The organism is Arenibacter latericius DSM 15913 (genome assembly GCF_000424985.1).
Taxonomy (GTDB): Bacteria; Bacteroidota; Bacteroidia; order Flavobacteriales; family Flavobacteriaceae; genus Arenibacter; species Arenibacter latericius.
Genome location: NZ_AUKX01000004.1, coordinates 152,247 through 174,985, shown reverse-complemented (window position 1 = coordinate 174,985; position 22,739 = coordinate 152,247). Strand labels below are relative to the sequence as shown.

The 22,739-nt window shown below is 38.5% G+C and carries 16 protein-coding genes; 12 read left to right on the top strand and 4 right to left on the bottom strand.

Translation table 11 applies throughout. From position 1 onward, the window contains the following. Positions 1-291: 291 nt before the first annotated feature. Together H344_RS19650 and H344_RS0103145 are read right to left on the bottom strand one after the other, a co-directional pair. Entirely contained in the window at positions 292-762 is a 471-nt protein-coding gene (locus H344_RS19650; RefSeq protein ID WP_051254065.1) for a thiamine phosphate synthase, read from the bottom strand. A gap of 24 nt (positions 763-786) precedes the next feature. Further along, positions 787-2,814: an NADPH-dependent 2,4-dienoyl-CoA reductase gene (locus H344_RS0103145; protein WP_026808957.1), complete on the bottom strand. Its 2,028-nt coding sequence runs from the start codon at positions 2,812-2,814 to the stop codon at positions 787-789. Between the two features lie 328 nt (positions 2,815-3,142). Here H344_RS0103145 and H344_RS0103140 point away from each other — a divergent pair, with 328 nt between their 5' ends. The 4 genes from H344_RS0103140 to H344_RS19645 all read left to right on the top strand — a co-directional run bounded on the left by H344_RS0103140 (position 3,143) and on the right by H344_RS19645 (position 7,690). Then, positions 3,143-4,021: a hypothetical protein gene (locus H344_RS0103140; protein ID WP_026808956.1), complete on the top strand. Its 879-nt coding sequence runs from the start codon at positions 3,143-3,145 to the stop codon at positions 4,019-4,021. A 373-nt stretch (positions 4,022-4,394) separates the two neighbouring features. Further along, positions 4,395-4,994, top strand: coding sequence for a DUF6642 family protein (locus H344_RS0103135; RefSeq protein ID WP_026808955.1), 600 nt, complete (start codon positions 4,395-4,397; stop codon positions 4,992-4,994). Between the two features lie 697 nt (positions 4,995-5,691). After that, positions 5,692-7,005, top strand: coding sequence for a phenylacetate--CoA ligase family protein (locus H344_RS0103125; protein ID WP_026808953.1), 1,314 nt, complete (start codon positions 5,692-5,694; stop codon positions 7,003-7,005). Positions 7,006-7,144: 139 nt separating this feature from the next. Then, positions 7,145-7,690 (top strand): CHRD domain-containing protein, encoded by a 546-nt coding sequence (locus tag H344_RS19645; RefSeq protein WP_169514945.1) that lies wholly within the window; start codon positions 7,145-7,147, stop codon positions 7,688-7,690. Here the strand turns inward: H344_RS19645 and H344_RS0103115 are convergent. Both H344_RS0103115 and H344_RS0103110 read right to left on the bottom strand, forming a co-directional pair. Next, positions 7,685-10,624 (bottom strand): Tn3 family transposase, encoded by a 2,940-nt coding sequence (locus tag H344_RS0103115; RefSeq protein WP_026808952.1) that lies wholly within the window; start codon positions 10,622-10,624, stop codon positions 7,685-7,687. The genes H344_RS19645 and H344_RS0103115 overlap by 6 nt on opposite strands. 3 nt (positions 10,625-10,627) lie before the next feature. Then, on the bottom strand, positions 10,628-11,194 hold the full coding sequence (locus H344_RS0103110) for a tyrosine-type recombinase/integrase (protein WP_084148727.1): 567 nt from the start codon (positions 11,192-11,194) through the stop codon (positions 10,628-10,630). Between the two features lie 644 nt (positions 11,195-11,838). On the opposite strand from H344_RS0103110, the gene H344_RS0103105 reads away from it, so the two are divergent. The 8 genes from H344_RS0103105 to H344_RS19635 all read left to right on the top strand — a co-directional run bounded on the left by H344_RS0103105 (position 11,839) and on the right by H344_RS19635 (position 22,715). Continuing rightward, on the top strand, positions 11,839-13,422 hold the full coding sequence (locus tag H344_RS0103105; RefSeq protein WP_026808950.1) for a vitamin K epoxide reductase family protein: 1,584 nt from the start codon (positions 11,839-11,841) through the stop codon (positions 13,420-13,422). Between the two features lie 114 nt (positions 13,423-13,536). Continuing rightward, positions 13,537-13,767 (top strand): hypothetical protein, encoded by a 231-nt coding sequence (locus tag H344_RS0103100; protein ID WP_026808949.1) that lies wholly within the window; start codon positions 13,537-13,539, stop codon positions 13,765-13,767. A gap of 190 nt (positions 13,768-13,957) precedes the next feature. Continuing rightward, positions 13,958-15,517 carry a TlpA family protein disulfide reductase gene (locus tag H344_RS0103095; protein WP_026808948.1) on the top strand — a complete coding sequence of 520 codons (1,560 nt, stop codon included), beginning with the start codon at positions 13,958-13,960 and terminating at the stop codon, positions 15,515-15,517. A gap of 9 nt (positions 15,518-15,526) precedes the next feature. Then, on the top strand, positions 15,527-17,728 hold the full coding sequence (locus H344_RS0103090; RefSeq protein ID WP_026808947.1) for a peptidase domain-containing ABC transporter: 2,202 nt from the start codon (positions 15,527-15,529) through the stop codon (positions 17,726-17,728). 1 nt (position 17,729) lies between these two features. Further along, positions 17,730-19,031 (top strand): HlyD family secretion protein, encoded by a 1,302-nt coding sequence (locus H344_RS0103085; protein ID WP_026808946.1) that lies wholly within the window; start codon positions 17,730-17,732, stop codon positions 19,029-19,031. Positions 19,032-19,043: 12 nt separating this feature from the next. Then, positions 19,044-20,087 carry a hypothetical protein gene (locus H344_RS0103080; RefSeq protein WP_026808945.1) on the top strand — a complete coding sequence of 348 codons (1,044 nt, stop codon included), beginning with the start codon at positions 19,044-19,046 and terminating at the stop codon, positions 20,085-20,087. A 1-nt stretch (position 20,088) separates the two neighbouring features. Beyond that, entirely contained in the window at positions 20,089-21,657 is a 1,569-nt protein-coding gene (locus tag H344_RS19640) for a galactosyltransferase-related protein (protein WP_051254061.1), read from the top strand. A 323-nt stretch (positions 21,658-21,980) separates the two neighbouring features. Beyond that, positions 21,981-22,715, top strand: a complete 735-nt coding sequence (locus H344_RS19635) for a hypothetical protein (RefSeq protein ID WP_051254059.1) — start codon at positions 21,981-21,983, stop codon at positions 22,713-22,715. Positions 22,716-22,739: the final 24 nt, after the last annotated feature.

Genomic DNA, 22,739 nt, shown 5'->3' with positions numbered 1-22,739 from the left:
GGACTCACCTGCTGAAAATAGGTGCTACCATTAAAATAACCAAAAGAAGAATTTATTACCGGCTCTCCAAAGCCTTTGTGTACCAGCATCTATTCCAGGAATTGCTCTCTGGCTAAAAGTTACTCATCTCACTGTTTATCAGTCTTGGGATACCTATGCCTTATCGGGAAATTTCAACAATATCAGGACTAAAAATAGTCATATCTGCACTAAAATTTACAGAAGGTTCATCTAACAGCTGGAAAACTATCCCGGAAAATTACCTTAATCCAGGGAATGCAAAATTTATCCTCAAATTCCTTGAAGAAAAAACTCTTGGTGAATAATGCGGGTTAATCCTAAAGGCTGGTGTAATTTGAGATCAGATGGTTTTAATTTAAAAGGACCTAAGCAGATATAATCGACTTCCTTACTAATTAACCATTCGCAATCTCGTAGAGAATTAGCTATTCCACCCACCATTTGCCAGGAGTACAACTTTTTTCTAGTTTGGATAGGGCAGGAGTCATTATTTTCTAAAAACACACCATCTGCTTTAATATCTTTAGCTATCCTATAATCGTTACTAATGATTAATCTCGTTTGAAAATGAGAAGTTATTTCTCTAGCTTCTTGGGCTAATTTCAACATTTTCTTACCTGAAATATCTTCTATTCCCAATCGCACTAATTCTATACCAGAGGTACACGCTTTTTGGATATTTTCTAATTGTACTTTTGAAGAATCTCCCTGAGATATATAATGAAGTTTAGGTATAAACATGTATTTGTATTAAAAAACTACTTTTTAAATTGTTGCCGCTAATCTACTTGCCTGGTCTATGGCTCGTTTTGCATCTAATTCTGCCGCCACATCAGCACCCCCAACTAAATGGACACTCATCCCATTTTCTTTTAAAGCAGCTAATAACGGTGAAAAGGGTAACTGTCCTGCACAAATGATAACGTTATCTACAGCCAATACCTTTTCTGAACCATCTTGAACGTAATGTACGCCTTCATCGTCAATTTTGGTGTACTGTACGTTATTAATAAACTGTACTTTTTTCTTTTTCAAGGTAGACCTATGAATCCAACCCGTTGTTTTCCCCAAGTTACCACCAAACTTCCCCTTACTGCGCTTAAACATAAAAATTTCTCTTGGCGACGGAGAAACCTCTGCAATAACCCCTTGGATCCCACTTCTGGCTTGCATTGTTTTATCTATACCCCATTCCTTTAACCAAGCGTCAATATTCAATGAGGTACTTTCTCCTTTGTGTGCTAGGTATTCTGACACATCAAAACCAATTCCACCTGCTCCTATAACAGCAACACGTTTACCAACGGGCTTTTTATGTTTTAAGACATCGATGTAGCTTAAGACCATAGGATGATCTATTCCTTCGATTTTTGGTGTCCTTGGTTTAATTCCAGTAGCTAATATAACCTCGTCAAAATTACCATGTTTTAAATCTTGGACTTCTATCCTTTTATTTAGTGTTACTGTTACCTTATATAATGATAGTTGCTTTTTAAAATAACGAATGGTTTCATAAAACTCTTCTTTCCCAGGAATTTGTTTTGCCATATTAAATTGTCCTCCTATCTCCTTATCTGCTTCAAAAAGCGTAACCTGGTGTCCGCGTTGTGCTGCAATAGTGGAGGCGGCTAGGCCTGCAGGTCCAGCCCCAATAACAGCGATGTTTTTCTTTTTTTTGACTGGAAGATAATTAAGCTCCGTTTCATGGCATGCCCTAGGATTTACTAAACAACTAGCTATTTTACGTTTAAACACATGATCTAAACAAGCTTGATTACAAGCAATGCAGGTGTTTATTTCCTCAGATTTATTGTCGGCAGCTTTATTTACCCATTCTGGATCTGCCAAAAAGGGTCGTGCCATAGAGATTAGGTCAGCATGACCTTCTGCTAATATCTTTTCGGCTGTTTCTGGCATATTTATTCTGTTAGATGTAACTAACGGAATGGAAAGTTCCTCCTTCATTTTTTTAGTTACCCACGTAAAGGCCGCCCTAGGTACCGAGGTTGCAATAGTGGGAATACGAGCTTCGTGCCATCCAATACCAGTATTTATAATTGTAGCACCTGCATTTTCAATTTCCTTACCCAAAGCTACTACTTCTTGCCAGGTACTTCCTTTTTCCACCAAATCTAACATAGATAAACGGTAGATGATGATAAACTCCTTTCCTACAGCTTCACGGGTTTGCTTTACTAATTCTATGGGTAAACGCATTCTGTTTTCATAGCTTCCCCCATAAGTATCGGTACGCTTGTTTGTTCTTTCTACAATAAATTGGTTAATTAAATACCCTTCAGAACCCATAATTTCAACACCATCATAGCCTGCTAATTTTGATAGTTTGGCCGAGTTTACAAAGTCGTGAATAGTACGTTTTATACCAGATTGTTTTAGTTTAAAAGGTTTAAACGGACTAATGGGCGATTTTATAGCAGAAGGGGCAACCGCGAAAGGATGATACCCATAACGACCAGCGTGTAAAATTTGCATACATATTTTCCCACCTTCTTTATGAACCGCATCGGTTATAACTTTATGCTTTCTTGCGTGTTTTTTTGTGCTCATTCGTGCAGCAAAAGGACCTGTCCAGCCTTGCACATTCGGAGAGATTCCGCCAGAAACAATTAAACTAACCCCTCCTTTAGCACGTTCTGCGTAATATGCAGCAATCCTTTCAAAACCATTTTTTTCTTCTTCCAACCCAGTATGCATAGAACCCATTACTATACGGTTTTTAAGGGTTGTAAATCCTAGATCTAATGGTTTAAAAATATGTGGGTAATTGCTCATTCTAAGTTACGTTTTTTGCTATGCATGCATAATAAGTGGTAAGATACGTTTTTTTTAGAATGATTAAGATGGATAAAAGGGCGCTTTTTAACGCGAGAGGAATAGGGTAGTGGTGGTATTAACTCCTACCTATATGTCTAACTAAGCTAATTATACATATACAATAGTTATATAATGTTCTTAATACCTGCACAAAGTGGTAAATTCAAATGTATACTACACGTAAAACTATACGAGCCATACATTAAAGTACTTCAAGCCCATTATTTTTAAGTAATTTATATACAGCTATAGTGCTAAAATCATTGGTATAAAATAAATAGGAATAATGGCAAAGATTAAAAAACAAAGGAGTCAAGCGGTAACAGAAGTCTATGAAACAATTAAACCAGTGCCTCCAAAAGAAACTGCCCATAGTATAAGAACCTTTGAGATTACAACTGATAGTGTTGTTGCAAAGGCAACAATTGTGACGGATACAGAAACCCGACGAATCAATATTGATTGGGGCGATGGACAAAATGATACTATAAACCTAGTGCCAGGACGACCTTTCGATATTGATCGATTTTCTGTTGGAGTTGGAAGTGAACCTGTAGATCCGTTACCCGAAGGAACTTATGAAATTTATCATGCGTATGACGAACCTGAGGATAAAAGATCTTTTGATCATATAGTTTTAGTAAATGTCGAAAATAAAAATGGAGGCAACGATATTCGTTTGAGAGAAATATCTTTGATTCCTCGTTACCGTATTGTACACTATCAGACTCGTTTTCAATTACCTGAAGGGTGTGACGTTGGTCAAGAAATGCAAAAGTTCAAGGTTGTTATATCAATAGGTGGGGTGCCGATCCATGAATACCCAGATATAAAAATAAAAAATAATCCAGCTGGATCAGTTATTTGGCATTTACTAGAAGGTAGTCAATTAGCACAAGAACTTTCATATGGTACTCCATATGATGGTAGTTTACTTATTCGATATGACTTTACCGAAGAAGATTTTTGGTTAAACGACCATGGAACGGTTAGCATAAATAACCATATTCTACCGGCTGAATCAGGACTACATGAGACTCAGTTTTCACTTTCTGATTATTGGGGTGAATCATGTCGTGTTCGACTCAGATTAGATCGTGAAGTAACATTAATTTCCAATATACCGCACAACAGTGCTCCATCGACATTTAAAGCAAAGCTTTAAATGTACTACGATATCATATAGAACTAAAGATAAATTATAGCTACTAGGTATAAACATTAGATGACTTTAATAACCTGATAGCTTTTTTTAAAAATCGCTTTAAAGACGGGCTGACCATTAACGTAAAATGTAATATAATGTTCTGTGATATATATTAAAATTGTTCTGTATTATGTAAAATAGAAACTAGATGCCAATTGAAGTCTAAAAAATTAGGAGAAAAAGAGCCACTATGTAATAATGAAAGTAAATAAAAGGAGCTAAGGCATTATGTATGTTATGTTATGTTATGTTATTTTATATGAAAACGCTTAAAAGTATAGCAGTGTTACATTAATTTTGTTTTTCATATATTTTACATAAAATCAGAAGCTTGTTAGAGAAAAGACATCAATTACCCCAAGAACAATATTTAGATACAGATTATTTCATTTATTGTCTAGAAGGCGTTCATGAAATAGAAACGGACAAGGTTACCGAAGCCCAAGAAAACTTGGAACAATTGGCCATGAAATATGGAATAGCAAGTATATATAAAACATGCGACACCATTGAAGGACTAGAAGATAGCATAAATACACTGATCTTGGATGATCATAATTTTAAAGACTATGAAATAATCTACTTGGTTATGGCAGGTGAAGCAAATAGTATCTGTTTAAATAATTATTACTATAGTTTACAGGAAATTGCAGAGATTTTTGAAGGAAGATTAAAAGGAAAAATTTTGCATTTTTCAAATGCGAAAATCTTAGATCTAGACGAAGAGGAAGCACAATATTTTTTAGATATCACAGGCGCAAAAGCTGTTTCTGGTTATGGAAATGAATTTAATGGAATAAGTAGCTCAAAACTTGATTTAGCATTCTTTAACTTATTTAAGGAAGATGATGATATGTTTGAAGTTGTAGAAGAATTGCATCAAAGACATTACAGTGTCTGCAAATTACTTGATTTTAGATTGTATTATTAAACCGTATAGGGACGGAAATTTATATCAATTACTGCTTCCTGAGAATCGCGTATTTCAAAAATTATGTGCTATGGTACGGAATATGAGAAATATGGGCGTATTGATTTTTCTGAAGTTAAGACTGTACTTAGAGCAATGTTATATAGATACCGGAATAAAATTCTCAGGTATATTTTATATAAACCATTATAGGCAACAAATAAAGAACAATTATTTAAGTGTAGCGTGTGGGTTTCCTTTTACATACGCGAGAAAATGGAATTACCCCGTGGGTGATTTTATTTTTCGGCGAGTTGATGCGGCTGGGATCATATATGATGCTGGCGTGTTGGTTTCCTTTTACATAATTGTTGACGATATGAGCCTAAAGGCAATCATATCTACAATTATGTAAAATAGCACAGCTATACGGAAACTGCACACAATACATTTGTTCTATAATTTACATTATGTAAAATAGAGGTATTAAAACTTACATCTATAGTATATTATTCTTATTTTCGCATTATATATTTCTTACATCATTTATAAGTAGATTACATCTTCCTCTACCTTATTTATCCCATATTAAATCTTATAAATGCTACCGTTGATATGGTTTAAAACGCTCCTTATCTAGAATTACTCTTTAGAAAAAAGACAAATGATTTAAAATTGTATTTTGTGAATTGTATTAAACTAGATTTTACTTTTCTATATGATTCCCTCGGCGAGATACATTATTTTTTGGTTGTTAGATTTCTTTAAGGGTTCCATGGTTCGATGGCATTATAATTCACTAAAAAAAATAAATGAGGATCACGGATCATCTTTTTCTATTGCAGAAAGAAAACGATATTTATCAGATATCCTTCAGCACAGTGTTAATACCGTTCCCTTTTATAAAGATCTAGGACTTAAGGATATTCGGTTAGACCAATTTCCTATCACAAATAAAAATTTAATTAAGAATAATAAAGATGCCTTTCGTTCATTGGCCTACCAAAACGAAAAGATACATTATGCTTCTACTAGTGGTTCCACAGGTGTTCCTTTCACTATAGCTTACAATACTGACAAAAAACATCGTAGAACAGCAGAAGTACATTTCTTTGGAGAATTGGTGGGACATACCCTTGGGACTAGATTTATTTATATCAAAATATGGAATGACCATAATAAAAAAGGAAAACTCACCCAAAAAGCACAAAACATCATTCCAATAGATGTGTTTGAATTAAATGATCATAAAATAGCAGAGCTTATAGAGAATTTAAAAGCCACTAAATCTCCAAAAAGTATTTTGGCCTATGCCTCTGCTCTAGATACCATTGTGAAATACCTAGATCGGAACCCTACAAATCTGCTAAATACAGGGATAATCTCTGTCATCGCTATGTCCGAAACTCTAGAGGATTACACAAAATCTGCATTGAAGAAAATATTTGGATGTCCGGTTGTGTCTCGATATGCTAATATTGAGAATGGAATTATTGCACAACAGACAAGCGAATTTCAAAACAATTTCATGCTTAATTTGGGAAGTTTCCATATTGAAGTGCTGGACTTACAAGATGATGTTCCCGTTAAGAATGGCGAAACAGGAAGAATAGTAATTACAGATTTTTTCAACAAAGCTATGCCATTGATTAGGTACGATACTGGAGATTTAGGAGTGCTAGGAAAAGAAGAAAATGAGGGTCGGACCCATTATATTTTCAAAAAAATTGAAGGCAGAAAAATGGACATGATTTACAACACTCGAGGTGAAATTTTGTCCTCATACGTTATTTCTGGAATAATGTGGGAATATACTGAATTGAAACAGTATCAATTTATTCAAAAAGGAACAAAATACTATGAAATTAAACTCAATTCAGAAGAAAGTTTTAAAAGAGAAAATGATATGCTTCAGGATTTCAAGAATGTTTTAGGAAACGATGCCGTCATAGCGGTAACCTATGTAGATGAAATTCCTTTGTTGGCTTCAGGAAAGAGAAAAAAAGTAATGAATACAATGCAGGCAACCTAAATACATGAAGGAACCGTCGTACTGTTAAATATGTGCATTTCAATTATAGTTGATATGGGTTAATACTTTTACGGTCTCTATTAATTAAATACATTTCATAAAGGTAATTTTACATTGAATCTTAACCTAAAATATGTTTATGAAAAAGTTACTTTATTTATTTACGATTGCAAGTGCGATTGTAGTCACGAGTTGTAGCGATGATGATGACAATATACCTGGGGAATTTAATGGGGAAACAAAAGTTTATCAATTAGAATCTCGTTCTAATGGTGATATTAAGGGTACTGCTACAGTAGTTGAAAACGCTGATGGAACCGCTACTTTAAATCTTAAACTAGAAGGAACGTCTACAGGCAGTCACCCTGCTCACATACATGCTAATTCAGCTGCCGAGAGTGGAGATATCATTGTAGACCTTACTCCTGTAGATGGTGTTACAGGAGAAAGTACCACCATTATTTCTACTAGAAAAGACGGTACAAAGATTAGCTTCGACCAAATTCTTGAATTAGATGGTTATATAAACGTGCATCAAAGTTCAAGTGATCTAGGAACACTTATTGCCCAAGGCGATATTGGAGTTAACGAGCTTGTTGGAGAATCTAAGGAATATATCCTAAATAGTGTAGTTGTACCTACTAGGCCCAATGGAAGGGTAGCTGACATCAGGGGCCATTTATGATGAATAATTTAGCGGTATTCTTTTTTCCATATCCAGTTCAAATCTGCCGTACGGATTAATGTGCTTATATATAAGTGGTGTTAATGCCCTGAGATCCTCAGGCTCCAGTAGTTTATTCCATTTTTGTTTGGTCAGTATCTCCTGTATCATCAAAGTATTTACGTATACCAAAGAGTTTTGTAATAAATGTAAGCAAAGCACGGAAAGTTCTTGATCTTCTAAATTATTGGTAGACATTTCACCGGACTTTCCATAAAAGATAAAACTATTCGCGGAATTCCAATTCTCTACAACGTTCAGGCCTTGGTTTATTTCCATCCTTAACGGTTTTGAGGTAAGGTATTCGCAAAGAAATATGGTCTTAACGACCTTTCCCAGTTCCTGTAAAGCCTTGTAGGTAGGATGTTGCAGATTGTTACGGGTAAACCTTTTCAATATGGCCTCCGCCTTTGCCGTTCCGAGTTTTAACGCCGTCGTATACTTTATCATCTGGTCATATTGTTCGCCAATCAAACTCCAGTCTATACCTCTTGTAAGAACCGGTAAAAGATTCGGAAGGTCTTTCTTAATGCTTTTGTTCGGCAAGTACAATTTTTTGGAGGAAAGACTCTTGAACCTAGGCATTAGCGAAAAATCCAATAAATGGGAGAATGCAAAAGCCACCTCGCTTTGACCGTGTGTGTCAACGTAATTTCTATCAATATCCATACTGGTACAATGTTTTAATACGCCCTCTATCATGGCAGCTACCTCGGACGAGGAACATGATTTCAACTGGGAGTATATACAACTTGACTTTTTCTCCACGTGCCAGTAGATCATTACGCCCCTCCCTCTGTATCGGATATGCCATTCGGTCATCAGGTTCTGGTCCCATGCCCCAAATTTCTTGGAATCGGAAGCGCAGCTTGTAGTACCCTCGCCCCAGATATTCCCCAAACGAGCACTATGTATCGCATTTACCACCTCAATATTGGCGTTCCTGAGGTTATCCTTATTGATATACTTTCGCTTGATGTAGCGAAGATTATCATACGTTACTTGATTACCAATGGAACCGGAAATCCTTTTAAGACCCGTGTTCGTTCCCATGGCAAAGAGTACCATTAAGAGCCTTTTTCTTCTTGTATATTTTTCAATTATTTCCCTTTCGGCCGAGGACTGCAGTACGTCCGTAAAATGGATTCTTAGATCTGTCTCCTTCAGAATATCCAATAGGCTTATCATTGGCCAATTATGAAACAGTTCTTCCTTAAGTCTCTCGATGTTTTTTGATTCGGATTGCCTTTCGAACGGCGTAAGCGATATACGTCCGCCTTTGGTTGATGAAATTCTGACATCCGGGTCCTGGGAAACGGATGTATTGAGCTTAAAGAGCCATTTTTTCATTTCCGATTTCAGACCGTCGACAAATGGTCTCGGATCTTCAGGACGGTTCAAGGATGTATAATATTCTGAGCGTTTCTCCTCGAAGTCCTGCGGTAGATCTTCTTCGGGATTCCTATAGCGGTCTGCCCCGTCCACCCATACTTCCTTGCACCTTAGCTTTTCCCTGAGGGTTTGGAGAACACATATCTCATATTCCATTTTTTTAATGATGCGATTGCCGTTCCCGTCCTTTTGTATCATGGCCTTTCTCTGTCCTGGTTTAATAATACCGTTTATGGGGACTGAACCGTCAATTTCCAGATATTTTACCTTTGTACCCATGTGCTCGCGAAGTATTTCCAAAGCTTCGATTACCGGCCTGTGTACTGCGTTGTTTGATTTGAAGTCCAATATCTCCAACATATCCGGCAGCATTTTACGGTAGTGTCGGGAATAGGATGCCAATATCTTGGTAAAAACGCTACCCTTGAAGGCATTGCGGTTCCTTTTTAGCTCCTTTACCAAATCCCGCAATGTTTCTTCCTTGGCAACGGGATATATTACATCGCGAACGGTTCCGTCGGGATTTCGTAATGAATTCTCGGCCATTTTTAAAAGGATGTTGTATTTGCCAGATACCTTTTTGAAGTCCTTTACGAATTCTTTGACAACCTTTTGCTCTGCATTATTGGATATCTTATGTACGACCTGTATCAATAACTCCACCAAATTATCGGTAATTTCCCGACTTCTGGTCCAAAAGAAAATCGACAAAAGGGTATGCCTGATATCGTCCGGATGCGCCCTGATTTCCCCCAAGAGTTCCGAAGCGACCCTTAGTCTGTATTTCTCAATAATTCCAAAAGGTGTAGAGGCGAACAGATTATCGGGGATTTTTAGGTATCTAATGGCAATTAACTTGTCCATCTCCCCAAAAATACTTTCGAGACCGATTCTGCCAGGATCGCTTCTAATTGAATTTAGGCTCATTGTTGGACTGTCGTCTCCGGTATCGGTAATGGATTCAACAAATACATCCATTCGTTCCTTTGTCCCCAATGATAGTCTCTTTCCAATTTCCGCAAAGAATTGTTGTTCTCCTGCATTCACAACAGAATCGACCAATTTGTCCAACCTGTTGGATGATGGCAGCTCAACCTTGAGTTTTCGGTACAATCCGATTGCTTCGGCCCTAATTTTTTTCTTATCGTGCCATTTATCGAGCATTTTTAATGATAGTGCAACCTCCTTGTATGTTTCTATGGTAGAAATCCTGAAACCGAAATGCTCTCGTATTAGATTTTTATGCCGCTTAAAAGTTCGGCCATCCAAAGGATAGTCATCAAAATCTTGAAGTGGAGAATGAAGTTGCTTTGCGATAAATTGAATCAGGGCGTAGGGGATCTCCTCTTTGCTTACCGGGAATTTTGCTTCTATCTGAAAAAATTTGAGTATCACAAGAAACCCGAGCTTTCCTGTGTTCTTAAAACCAGAGACCAAGACCATTTCCTTTTCGAGTATGGTAAAATATTCAAGTATTTCGTCCGCGGTCCAGTTCCTTTTCATACGCTAGTCCCACATTTTGTTCGCAATGTCCCTTTCTTCCTTGCCCACCGCATTGGCATATATGGCCGTTGTTTTCAGATCGGAATGGCCCAACCATTTCTGCACCATGTTCAAAGGGATTTCGCAATCGGCGATTGCATAAACACCAAAACCGTGCCTCAGCCCCTTGGGGGAGGCATGCGGGCCTTCGATATCTGCCACCACCATTATTTCCTTGATTTTTCGCCATCCGGTCATTCGGGAAAAGTCCCAAAGTTTCCTGTTCCCGTCTTTGGAGTCCTTGATGGCGTGCACCAGGTCCAAGGCCTCTGATAGCCTTTCGGGGATCGGTATACTCCGGAAAACACCTTTCCTTCTTTTTTTAAGGGATTCGATGCCTATGGACTGGTTCTCCAAATCGATATTTATGAACTTGAGATTCAGGGCCTCAGAAATCCTGCAACCGGTATATAGCATTACTAGCGCAAAGGTCATCGTTTCCCTTGTCTGCCTACGGGAAGCCTTCTCGAACCTGCTTCTTTCGGCCGCGTTGAGATAGAGGCGCTCACCAGTGGCAGAATATAGACTCATTTCACCCATGTTACAAATCTAATAGAAAATGTATCAAAATATGGTAGGCTTTATTATAAAATGATTGGGGTATTGCCAAATTTCGGAAAAAAATGTTACACTATAAGTAATAGTGTAACAAGTAGTTATGAACATTCTAACAAAAATGTGTTATATCCTTTCTTCAGCAAGAAACGGTTGCTTATCTCCATTAGGCCATATCGAGGTAATCTTAATTCCTTATTGGATACTCCACCACGAGTAGTTGGGCCAATGAAAAAATACGATTATATATTTTTCATAGATTATGATTATGAAATTTAGGCCACGCACTCTACTGTAGTACAGACTCAAAAATTCATAGAACGTTTGAAATATTGACCTGTATTCGAAATTATTTAATTCTATTTAAAAAACCACCATTCATCTGAATGGTCATGTTCTCCTGGCTTTGAAAGAATCTGCGATGTTATTGGAATTTTATTTATTCTAATCATTTGTTTGATCGAATCTGGCACTTGCCATTGTCTCTTCTGGGTAATCTTAAAATCCCTCTACTATAAGGGTGATTTTTACTCGCCAACAAAATTTTTCATATTGTGTTGTTTTTTTCCTGCAAAAATATTTAGGTTTAACAAATAATTATAAAATCCTTGTAAAATACAATGGACAATTGTACGATTTCCGCAAAGGCACTTTTGGGCCTTCTGCAGATTAAATTCACAGAAGATTTTATCGAGGACTGCATCCAGTCCCATCCGGACCATCCCAGTCTGCTCTGTATCTCGAATACCCTTGATAGATATGGTGTGGAGAACCTTGCGTTAAAGGTGGATGAGACCAAACTTGCCCAACTGCCGCTACCATGTATTGTACAGCTATCCGACCATGGGGGACTTTTTCGCGTCCTTACCGGTTTTTCTGGAGACAAGGCTATCTATGTAGGCGACCGTGGCAAACCTATAAAATTGCCCAAAGAAGAGTTCTTGGACCGGTGGTCCGGGGTATGTCTAGTGGCCGAGACTAATGAAAGTTCCGGGGAGCCCGGTATCGAAAAAAGATTACGAGATAAACGCACAATGTCCATTTTGACATCGAGTGCAGCAGTATTGATACTCATTACAATCGTAATAATGATGGCGAAGTCTCCCGTGATGATAGGTTACAATGGCTTCTTTTTGGGTGCCTACGTGCTATTGAAACTGGTCGGCCTCGCAATGGGGACCATGTTATTGTGGTACGAGGTGGACAAATACAACCCGACTTTGCAAAGTTTTTGTTCAGGGGGCAAAAAAATCGATTGTGATGCCGTACTAGGTTCTAAATATGCCAAAGTATTCAATGGTAACCTTAGTCTGAATTTGGTGGTATTTTCTTATTTCTTCGGGACGTTGTCGTATTTGACGATTACCAGTTTTACTTCCAATTCATTGTTGACATTGGCTCTATTAAGTTCTGCCGCTTTACCTCTGGTAATGTTTTCCGCCTATTACCAAGGGGTGGTGATCAAACAATGGTGCAAATTCTGCTTTGTTGTCCAGGGCGTATTGGTTCTTGAAATGATGACAGCTTTTTTTGGAGGGTTTTATGAAACAGGAATGACATGGGAAACGCAGCCGCTCCTTTTCGCCCTATTACTGATACCCATCATTGCATGGAATGTGCTAAAACCTTTATTGGAGACCAAAAAAGAAACCGTCCTGTACAAAAGGGGGCTTAAAAAAATAAAGAACAATCCCGATGTGTTACAGGGATTATTGGCCAAGACCCGAAAAATTACAGCAGGTACAGAAGGATTAGGTATTTCATTGAATAATAAGTATGCCAAATACAACGTCGTCAAAGTTTGCAACCCCTATTGTGGCCCTTGTGCCAAGGCACATCCTGTATTGGAGGAACTGGTAAGCAAGGGAAAGATCAATTTGCAGGTTTTGTTTACGGCACATACCGATGAAAAAGACCTAAAGCGAAAACCGGTTAGCCACTTTTTGGCCTTGGATGCCCATGGCGATAAGGGCAGGGTACATGAGGCACTGGACGATTGGTACAATGCAGGGAAAATGGACTATAACATTTTTGCCAACAAATACCCCTTGAACGGAGAACTGGAAGAGCAGAATACTAAGATTGCAGCCATGCGGCAATGGTGCGATATTGAAAATATTACCCATACCCCCACGATATTTATTAACGGGCATGAATTGCCCAAAGAATACAGCGTGGAAGACCTAAAAGAGGTACTTATATGATAAAAAGGCCCAAAGCTTGCTTTGGGCCATAGACGATATTCTCTCGAGAAGAATGGACACAAACCTTGGGTGTCCTTAAACGTCCAAGACAAAGTTAATTTTAAATATTTATAAATGAAAAAATTGAGCTTAAAGAACCTGAAACTTAATTCCAATGATCTACTTCAAAGGGAACAGTTGAGATCTGTTTTCGGTGGGTATGGAGGTGGATCATGTACACTTCATTGTGTAGATGGCACCGAACTTTCTGTCACTTCATGCAAAGGCGGCGATGCTCGTGAGTCTTGTAAAGATTATGGTGGGCCTGATAGATGTAGTGGTGATGCAACAACTTGTGACGTTTAAAAGTAGTAAATGAGAAGAAGATGCTTAACTTTTAGGCATCTTCTTTTTTAGACAATTTAGATTAAAATAAGTTAAGATTTTTTTTACGGCGGAAAGTTCTATTTGGTATACCAAAAAAAATATTTTTTTTGGTTAATGGACGGACAAAGATTGTTGTAATTAAAGATTACCTAAATATAAATTTTATTTTATGATCTCAAAAAACCAAGTTTGGCTCGTATTTGTGATAACAATTATCGTGTTAGGCTGTAAACATAATTTAAAAAAAGAGACAGATAAAAACATTTTGAATCCAGGGGAAGACTTAATCCAAAATGCGATTATTACTGGTTATTCCGATGACTCTAGAGTTTTTGTAGATTTCAATCTTCTAGGGTACTCTTATTTTTCCGGACGTGATTATATTGAACTCAAAAGGAAGGTTTCGTATGACTCTATCCATATGACACTCAATTCTTTTAAAGAGCCACAATTGATGGAAATATCGGCCCAAGGGGACTCCTCTTATTATAAGTTCAAAATTTATGTAAGCCCCGGAGATAGTATTTCTTTTAATTTAAGGGATGGCGATTGGGAATTTAGTGGCAAGAATGCCGCACATTATAATTTTTTTAATCAAAGTGAGATGACCTCGCTTAATTGGCCTGATTATAAAGGCAATATTGAAAAATATAAATCACAGTGCCAACTTGTCCTTAAAAATAAAATGGATCTTCTAAAGCAATACCAAGGAACGCATAAAGATGTTTCAGAGAATTTCATCTCTGAGGTCCAGGCTGAACTTCAATTTGAGTACCTATATAATCTCATTGCCCCTCGAGACGTGGAATCCGGAGTTGAAGGGATTACTTACAACAACATGAAAGGCGTATACGCCACTATTACCAATGAATTTAGTACACGGGAGAAATCTTTTTTTGACCCTAAGTTATATTTTGATAATATTAAAATAGAAGATTTTAATAAACCCGAACTGATCAATAATCAATATTTTAAGCAAAGCCTAATATTTTTTATGCGATATTATTTTGTCCATACAGACCATCTGGAGTATTCGAGAAAGAACTTTTTGGATGAAAAAAAGTTCATCCAAAATGAATTAAGAGGGGAACTTGAAAATTATGCCATAGCACGCCTTATCTCCGATTATTATAAGAATGGATTTGGAAGCAATACAGGAAATATCGGTTTGTTGAAAAATCTGATTAGCGAATACAATACTAAATTTATCCGACCTTCCTATTTTAAGGAAATGGAAAGAATTTACAAAAGTTTAAATAATCTTAGTTTTCAATTACCTGTGGAGGTATGGGACGAACAACTCGTTAATATAAAAGGGGATACTCTTCGATTAAAACAGATTTTAGATAAGAATCACAATAAGATCAAAGTAATAGATTTTTGGGCAAGTTGGTGTATTCCATGTATCAAAGAAATAAAAACAGCAGGTTCATTTAAAGACAGGTTATCCAATACCGGTAATGTTTCTTGGATATATATATCGACGGATGCTACTTATGAGAAATGGATTAATATGTCCAATAAACTTCAAAATGACTTTTCTTCAAAGGACCAATACCGACTCTTAAATGTTGATAATTCCAAGGTCGTAGACTACTTAGGGATAACTTCGATCCCCAGGTACATCATATTGGATAAAAATGAGGAAATTATTTTGGATAATGCGCCAAAACCGTCGGATAGTTTAGCTTTTGAAAAAATTATTAATGATATTAATCTCACGTACTAAGCGTTTCTTTTGAAGAAAACATTTCCTTTTTACAAACAGCCAGATGCCAAGGACTGTGGCCCTACCTGCCTAAGGATTATAGCCAAACACCATGGCAAGCTTATTTCATTGAGCGAGATCAGGGATCTTTCGGAGACCACCAGGGCGGGAAGTAATCTTATGAAATTAAGCGATGCCGCCGAAGCCATCGGCTTTAAGTCGTTGGGGTTAAAGGTCGATCTTAATAAGTTGAAAGAAGCTCCCATGCCCTTAATAGTCCATTGGAACAAGAGCCATTTTGTGGTGGTGTATAAAATAAAGGGCGACATGGTCCATATCTCCGACCCCTCCTACGGGCTAATTTCGTATTCCAAAGAAGAATTCCTACCGTGCTGGATCGGTAACAACGCCACGGAAGATACCAAAGAAGGTATCGCGCTCCTATTGGAGACCACCCCAAGATTCAGAAAATTAAAATGGGAGGATACCGATAAAAAATCTTTCAAGTTTCTTTATCAATACCTTTTTAAGTATAAAAGCCTTTTGGTACAGTTGGCCATAGGATTATTAGTTGGAAGCCTGTTGCAATTGATCGTCCCCTTTTTGACCCAAAGCATCGTCGACGTAGGCATACAAAACCAGGACATTAACTTTATCTATGTTATTTTATGGGCCCAATTGATGCTTTTTATGGGTCGGACAAGCGTGGAGATTTTTAGAAGTTGGATCCTGCTGCACCTGAGCACCCGGATCAATATTTCTTTGGTTTCCGACTTTTTTATTAAGCTCATGGACCTGCCCATTGCCTATTTTGATACGCGGATGACGGGCGATATTATGCAGCGCATCAACGACCATAGCCGTATTGAGAGCCTGTTGACGGGCTCTACCCTGAGTACTTTGTTTTCCCTGGCGAACCTGATCGTTTTCAGTTTGGTGCTGGTGTATTATAATCTGAACATTTTCTGGATATTCGCTGTGGGCAGTTTACTCTATGTGGCCTGGATCGTCTTTTTCCTAAAAAGAAGAAAGGAACTCGATTATAAAAGGTTCTCCCAATTGAGCCAAGAGCAGAGTACGGTAATCGAACTGATCAACGGGATGCAGGAAATAAAGATGCACAACGCCGAGAAACAAAAACGGTGGAAGTGGGAATTTGTTCAGGCGCGCCTTTTTAGGGTCTCCGTAGAAAGTCTCCGACTCGAACAAATGCAGAGTGTGGGATCGTCGGCAATCAACGAGGGCAAGAACATTTTTATCACCATTACCTCTGCCCTGTTGGTTATCGATGGTTCGCTGACCCTAGGGATGATGTTGGCCATACAATACATTATCGGCCAGTTAAATGGGCCCATTACCCAATTGGTCAATTTTATACGTTCGGTACAAGATGCCAAGATCAGTCTTGAACGTCTGGGCGAGATCCATGACCGGGAAAACGAGGAAACCAAGGTGAAGCTGTTGATGTCCAGTATCAAGATGGACAAGGATATTTTGGTAAGGGACCTAAAATTCCGGTACCGTGGATCCGATGAATTCGTTCTTAAAGGTATCGATATCCAGATCCCCGCCAACAGGATAACGGCCATCGTAGGTGCCAGTGGCAGTGGTAAGACCACCTTAATGAAACTATTATTGAAGTTTTACGACCCTATTTCGGGCAAAATCCTGTACGGTGATGATAACCTGGATGCCCTTAGCCATAAAGCCTGGCGCGCCAAATGTGGAGTAGTGATGCAGGAAGGATACGTATTTAACGACACTATAGCATACAACATTGCCATAGGGGAGGATACGATCGATCAGCAGCGACTGCTAAAAGCGGTGAAAATAGCTAATATATACGAGTTTATCCAATCGCTTCCCTTGGGCTTTAACACTAAGATCGGTAATGAGGGCATTGGTATAAGTGCAGGGCAAAAGCAGCGGATTTTTATTGCCAGGGCCGTTTATAAGAACCCTGATCTGTTGTTCTTTGATGAGGCTACATCGGCCTTGGATTCAAAAAACGAGCGGATTATCATGGACAACCTGAACACTTTTTTTAAGAATAGAACGGTAGTGGTCATCGCCCATCGGTTAAGTACCGTAAAGAACGCCGATCAAATTTTGGTGATCGATGAAGGCCAGGTAAAGGAACGGGGAAATCACAGTACACTTCTTGCCGAAAAAGGCATCTACTTTAATCTGGTCAAGAATCAATTGGCCTTGGAACAAATAACGGAATTATAAGATGCCTGAAAACCGATCATTCGATAAATTGGAACTTCGTTCCGAAGAAGTCCAAGAAATTCTTTCCAACCCTCCCGTCTGGATCGTTAGATGGGGCATTACGCTGATCTTTGCGTTCACCTGTTTAATCCTGATGCTCACCTTTATAATACGATATCCCGATTTTGTGACTGCCAAGGTCCTAGTGACCACGGAGCGGCCCACGGAACGGATCGTGGCACGACAATCCGGGGCATTGGAAAAGCTCTATGTAGAAAATGGTGATACTGTAGGACCGGACCAGCGCTTGGCGGTCATCCGGAACACGGCCATCATCGATGACGTATACCGGTTAAAGCATATCTTGGATACGGTACACTACGATCCCAATGGCTTTTTCTTTCCCATTGAGGCCGTTTCCCAATCGATGCTGGGGGATATTGGGACGGCATATATCAATTTTGAGAAAAGTTATCTGGACTTTCATCTACTAAAAGACCTGGATCCCTACACCAACCGATTGGAAGGCGACCGCACCTCCTTGGAAGAGATAAAGACCAGGATCAAGGATCAGATAGTTCAAAAGCGATTGCTAGAAAAGGAGCTAAAATTAGCCCAGATTGATTTTGAGCGCCACAGGATACTGTTTGAAAAAGGGGTCATCTCGCAACAGGAATACGAAGCGAAACAGGCCGAGCTGTTGCGCATGGAAAAGAATACTAGCACTATGGCCATTACCATCTCCCAGATGCGGGAGGCCGTCTCATCGGCGGACCAGACCCTGAGGGGGACCCGCATCAACCAACAAGAGGAGGATGCCCGGTTATTGGCCAATCTTTTCCAATCGTATAACGTTCTGAAGAAGGAGTTGCGCGATTGGGAATATACTTATGTACTATCCTCTTCCATAACGGGCCGGGTAAGCTTTCAGGAATTTTGGGGGGAAAACCAGTTCGTAAATACGGGGGAAGTAGTCTTTACCGTATTGCCAGTGGACAGGGAAACACTAGTAGGGAAATTGGTGCTGCCTTCCCAGAATGCGGGCAAGGTTACCATCGGCCAAAAGGTACTGGTAAAACTGGATAATTTTCCCTATCAACAATATGGAATGTTGGTCGGCAAGGTAAAGAACATCTCGGTCTCCCCAGACAAGGAGGGCAACTACTTTGTATATATCCATCTGCCGGAAGGCACAAAAACATCCTATAAAAATGATCTGCCCTTTGACCAGGAACTCATTGGAAATGCCGAGATCATTACCGAAGATCTTAGTGTGGCAGAAAGGATATTTTATAAGTTCAGGGATATTTTTAAATATAAATAAATCTTTGTAAATATGAATAATGCCCCAACAAATCTATCACAGAATTTAATGGTCGCCGATACTATCGAAACGATATATGGTGATTTCATCTATCTGAAAAAAGATATATCACCTTCCCTTGTATTGCCCTTTGACAAACTTTATGGGGTAATCTGTGATATCGAGGATTCTTCACTGCATACCTCTGGTATCCCTAATGAACTGATAACTCCAATCGATATGTCGATTGATATGCCACACGTAAAATATGAAGATGAAGATGAAGTCGCCTATTTTCTACCACCTGGCTATGGTTCAGAAAAAGATGTAATAAATATCGTAATGCTATTCAATGATCTTTCCTCTATAAAATTGACCATATTTATCCACTCCCATATCAGTGATTGGGTAATGGATTTCGCCAATGAACATATTGACTTTAAATTTTATAATAATCCCAAGGGAATTAGTATAACGACTGGCAAAGTCATCACTTATGGATATTGCACCCGTAGTTTTATTCGTCAGGGAATTCCTACTATTGTTATAGGTCCCTATGGATTGGGGGGTTGGGTCACCCCGGACAACATAGAATATTTGATAAGGGATAATTTTAAGGGAAGACCAGGCGGCCATTTGTATGAACCAGTACCATTGGCCGTTTTGGTGGATGAATTTTTAGAGATAAAGGAAAATTTAGATCTGAAAGGACTATTGGAAGAGAATGTCATGTTTTTGGTAAATGGTTTAAATAAAAAACCTGAAAGAACCTTGGAAAAAGCAATATCAAATTTTAAAGATAAATATGGTCAAATCAAAAACACCTCAATAAGATGGGCTTTAAAACCCAGACTAGCCTCTAACATTAGAACCGTGGAGAACGGGGACATTGTACTGATACAGCGCGCCATAATCAATGACCTTCTTTTTTCGTTGGACAAGAGCGAACTGGAATTTTTGGAAGACCTTAATGGGGAAACAACTTGTAAGCAAATACAAGATAAATATGAGATGGAGACCAATGAATTTTGGGATATCATGCTAACACTTTGGCAACGCAAAGCAATCATTTTCTAATATGAAATATCGTAAGAAAAAGGAAATCGTTGACTTTTTTGGGGTGAGTATCCTGATGTCTTTCTATAAGAAACTGGAGGATTTCAAACGGGTACTACCTAAGAACGCTCCATATTTTGAAAGGAACGGCATAGAAATCATTCTCCTCTTGGACGAGCCTACGGAAAAAAGGGATCTATTAGCCTTTACGGAGACCTATCCTTTTATCAATTTTAGAATCGTTGTGAACCAGAAAGAACATGATTGGCGTAACCATTGCAAGGTATTGAACGTGGGGATACGTCAAGCCTCGTTTGAACATATATTGGTATTGGATCCCGAAGTAGAACTGGTCAGCGATGTTGTGTACCAATTAAGATATGCAATCGATAACTATCTTGGCTCATATGCTACTGGCGTTGTGGCCTTTATCGATTATCAGGACGATATCCATCAACTTAAAAATCCCAATTGGATGCCTTATGGCAGCATTATGGCAAAAAAAGAAGATTTGTTGGCCATAGGGGGCTATGATGAAAGTTTTGAGAAATGGGGAGGGGAGGACGATCAGATCCGTAGACGATTGGAGCTACATGGACTGAGAAAAATAGAGTTATCCGATGCCAAGACAGTGCATAGGGAAAACAAAAGTGACGGTCATCAAGAGCGTTCAGAAAGAATTTCATCCATGCCTATAAGGCATCTTAAACATATATTATATCCCAAAAGGACCATTTTTAATAGTGATGATTGGGGATATGACTTTAAAAAAGTCGTATGGGACTGGAAAACCCATAAAAGTAGGAGGCAACTAGAGCTTTACCTATTACAATTTGAAAAGGTTCATGTCAGCGACAAGAGTAACTACAACCAGGCATACCAAATTATTGCTTTGATACAGGTCAGGAATGAATCTAGAAATCTTCCAGAAATCCTGCGTCATCTGAACGATTATTGTGATGGAATTATTCTTTTAGATGATGGTAGTACTGATTTTTCCTATGAAATTGCAGAAAGTGATAAAATCTTAGTGAAGGCCAAAAAAATATATAGTGGGCATTTTGACGATTTGGAAAACAGGAATATCCTGTTAAGGCTGGCTAATTTCTTTAAGGCCGAATGGTTCTTTTATATTGATGCCGACGAACGGTTCGATTCCAGGTTCGGGGATATTAGGGTACATTCCGTTCAAAAGGAAGTGGATGTTTATCGTTTCCAATTAGTGGATATATGGGACAATCTTGACACCTATAGAGTTGATATGCCGGACAACCGTCATAACGGCATAGCGACCCGGGCACGAATGTTCCGAAACAAGGGTAGTCTTCAGATCCATTCCAACAGGGAAATCCATTTTTCTGCTGTGCCGTATGCCCAAAATGTCCGAATCGCAGACTTATTGTTGTTGCACTATGGCAACTTTGACCAGGAGATTAGGAAGGATAAGTATAAAATATATACTTCCCAAGATCCGGATGAACGGAAGCAGGCACATTCATATGCGTTTTTAAAGGATAAAAAAGTAGTACTTAAAAAAGTTAAGGACATCGATTTGAAAATGGATCAAATCAATTCGAAGAACCTTAGATAACCCTGCATATATTTTGTTTAATAATAAGATAATGAAAGTATCATTTTTAAGGGCGTCTTCTATCATTCTACAAGGGTGGTTAAGGACATATCGAGTCAAAAATCATTGAATAAGACGATAAATTGCACTAAATTTAATATTCGATTTATGTGCGATTTTACGTAGCTTAGTTAAAAATATCAAATACTTGGTGTTAGATTCGTTATTATCAAACAGGTATAACTCAAAATGCATTTGAAATTTTCAAGGAAAATTATTCCTCCGAAAACATGTTCTTTGGTACCTATGGAGACCTATTTGCCAAGGAGCAATAGATGTCCTAAATGGCCCCTGGTGACAGCTACCCTTCCACTGGGCCTACTATTAAAGGTACTGCTACAATTCACAAACGAGTTAGTGGAGCTTCTCTTTTAGAGATAGAATTAGAAGGCACTCCCGAAGATGGCGAACACCCAGCACATATACACGCTAATACGGCTGCAGAAACCGGTGCTGTTGTAATTTCCCTTTCCTCAGTTAATGGTGAAAATGGAAAAAGCTGGACACATATTGAAGCAGACAATGAAGGTAACACCATTACCTATGAGGACCTATTGGAATATAATGGGTACATTAATGTACATTTATCTTCGTCAGAACTAAGTGTTATTGTAGCTCAGGGGGACATTGGTCAAAATGAACTTACCGGGAATAAAAAATCCTATGACTTAGTAAGCGTTGCCAATGCAGAAATTTCTGGAACAGCCACTTTTTCCGAAAGAGTAAATAAGCAAACCTTGGTGACTATAGAGCTAGCGGGTACTACAGTTGGTGGAATTCATCCAGCTCATATACATATGGGTTCAGTTGCCGATGCTCCTGGAGATATTCTAGTTTCTTTATCCAATGTGATAGGTGCTACAGGAATTAGCCATACTAATGTTGCTAAACTAGATGCCGGTGAAACTTTGGATTATGAAGCGCTGTTGGCTATAGATGGATATATAAATGTACATTTAGGTGCAGATCAACTTGGGACTTTAATTGCTCAAGGGAATGTAGGTGCAAATGTAGAATAGGTACCCCTTTCCTCCTACTAATTT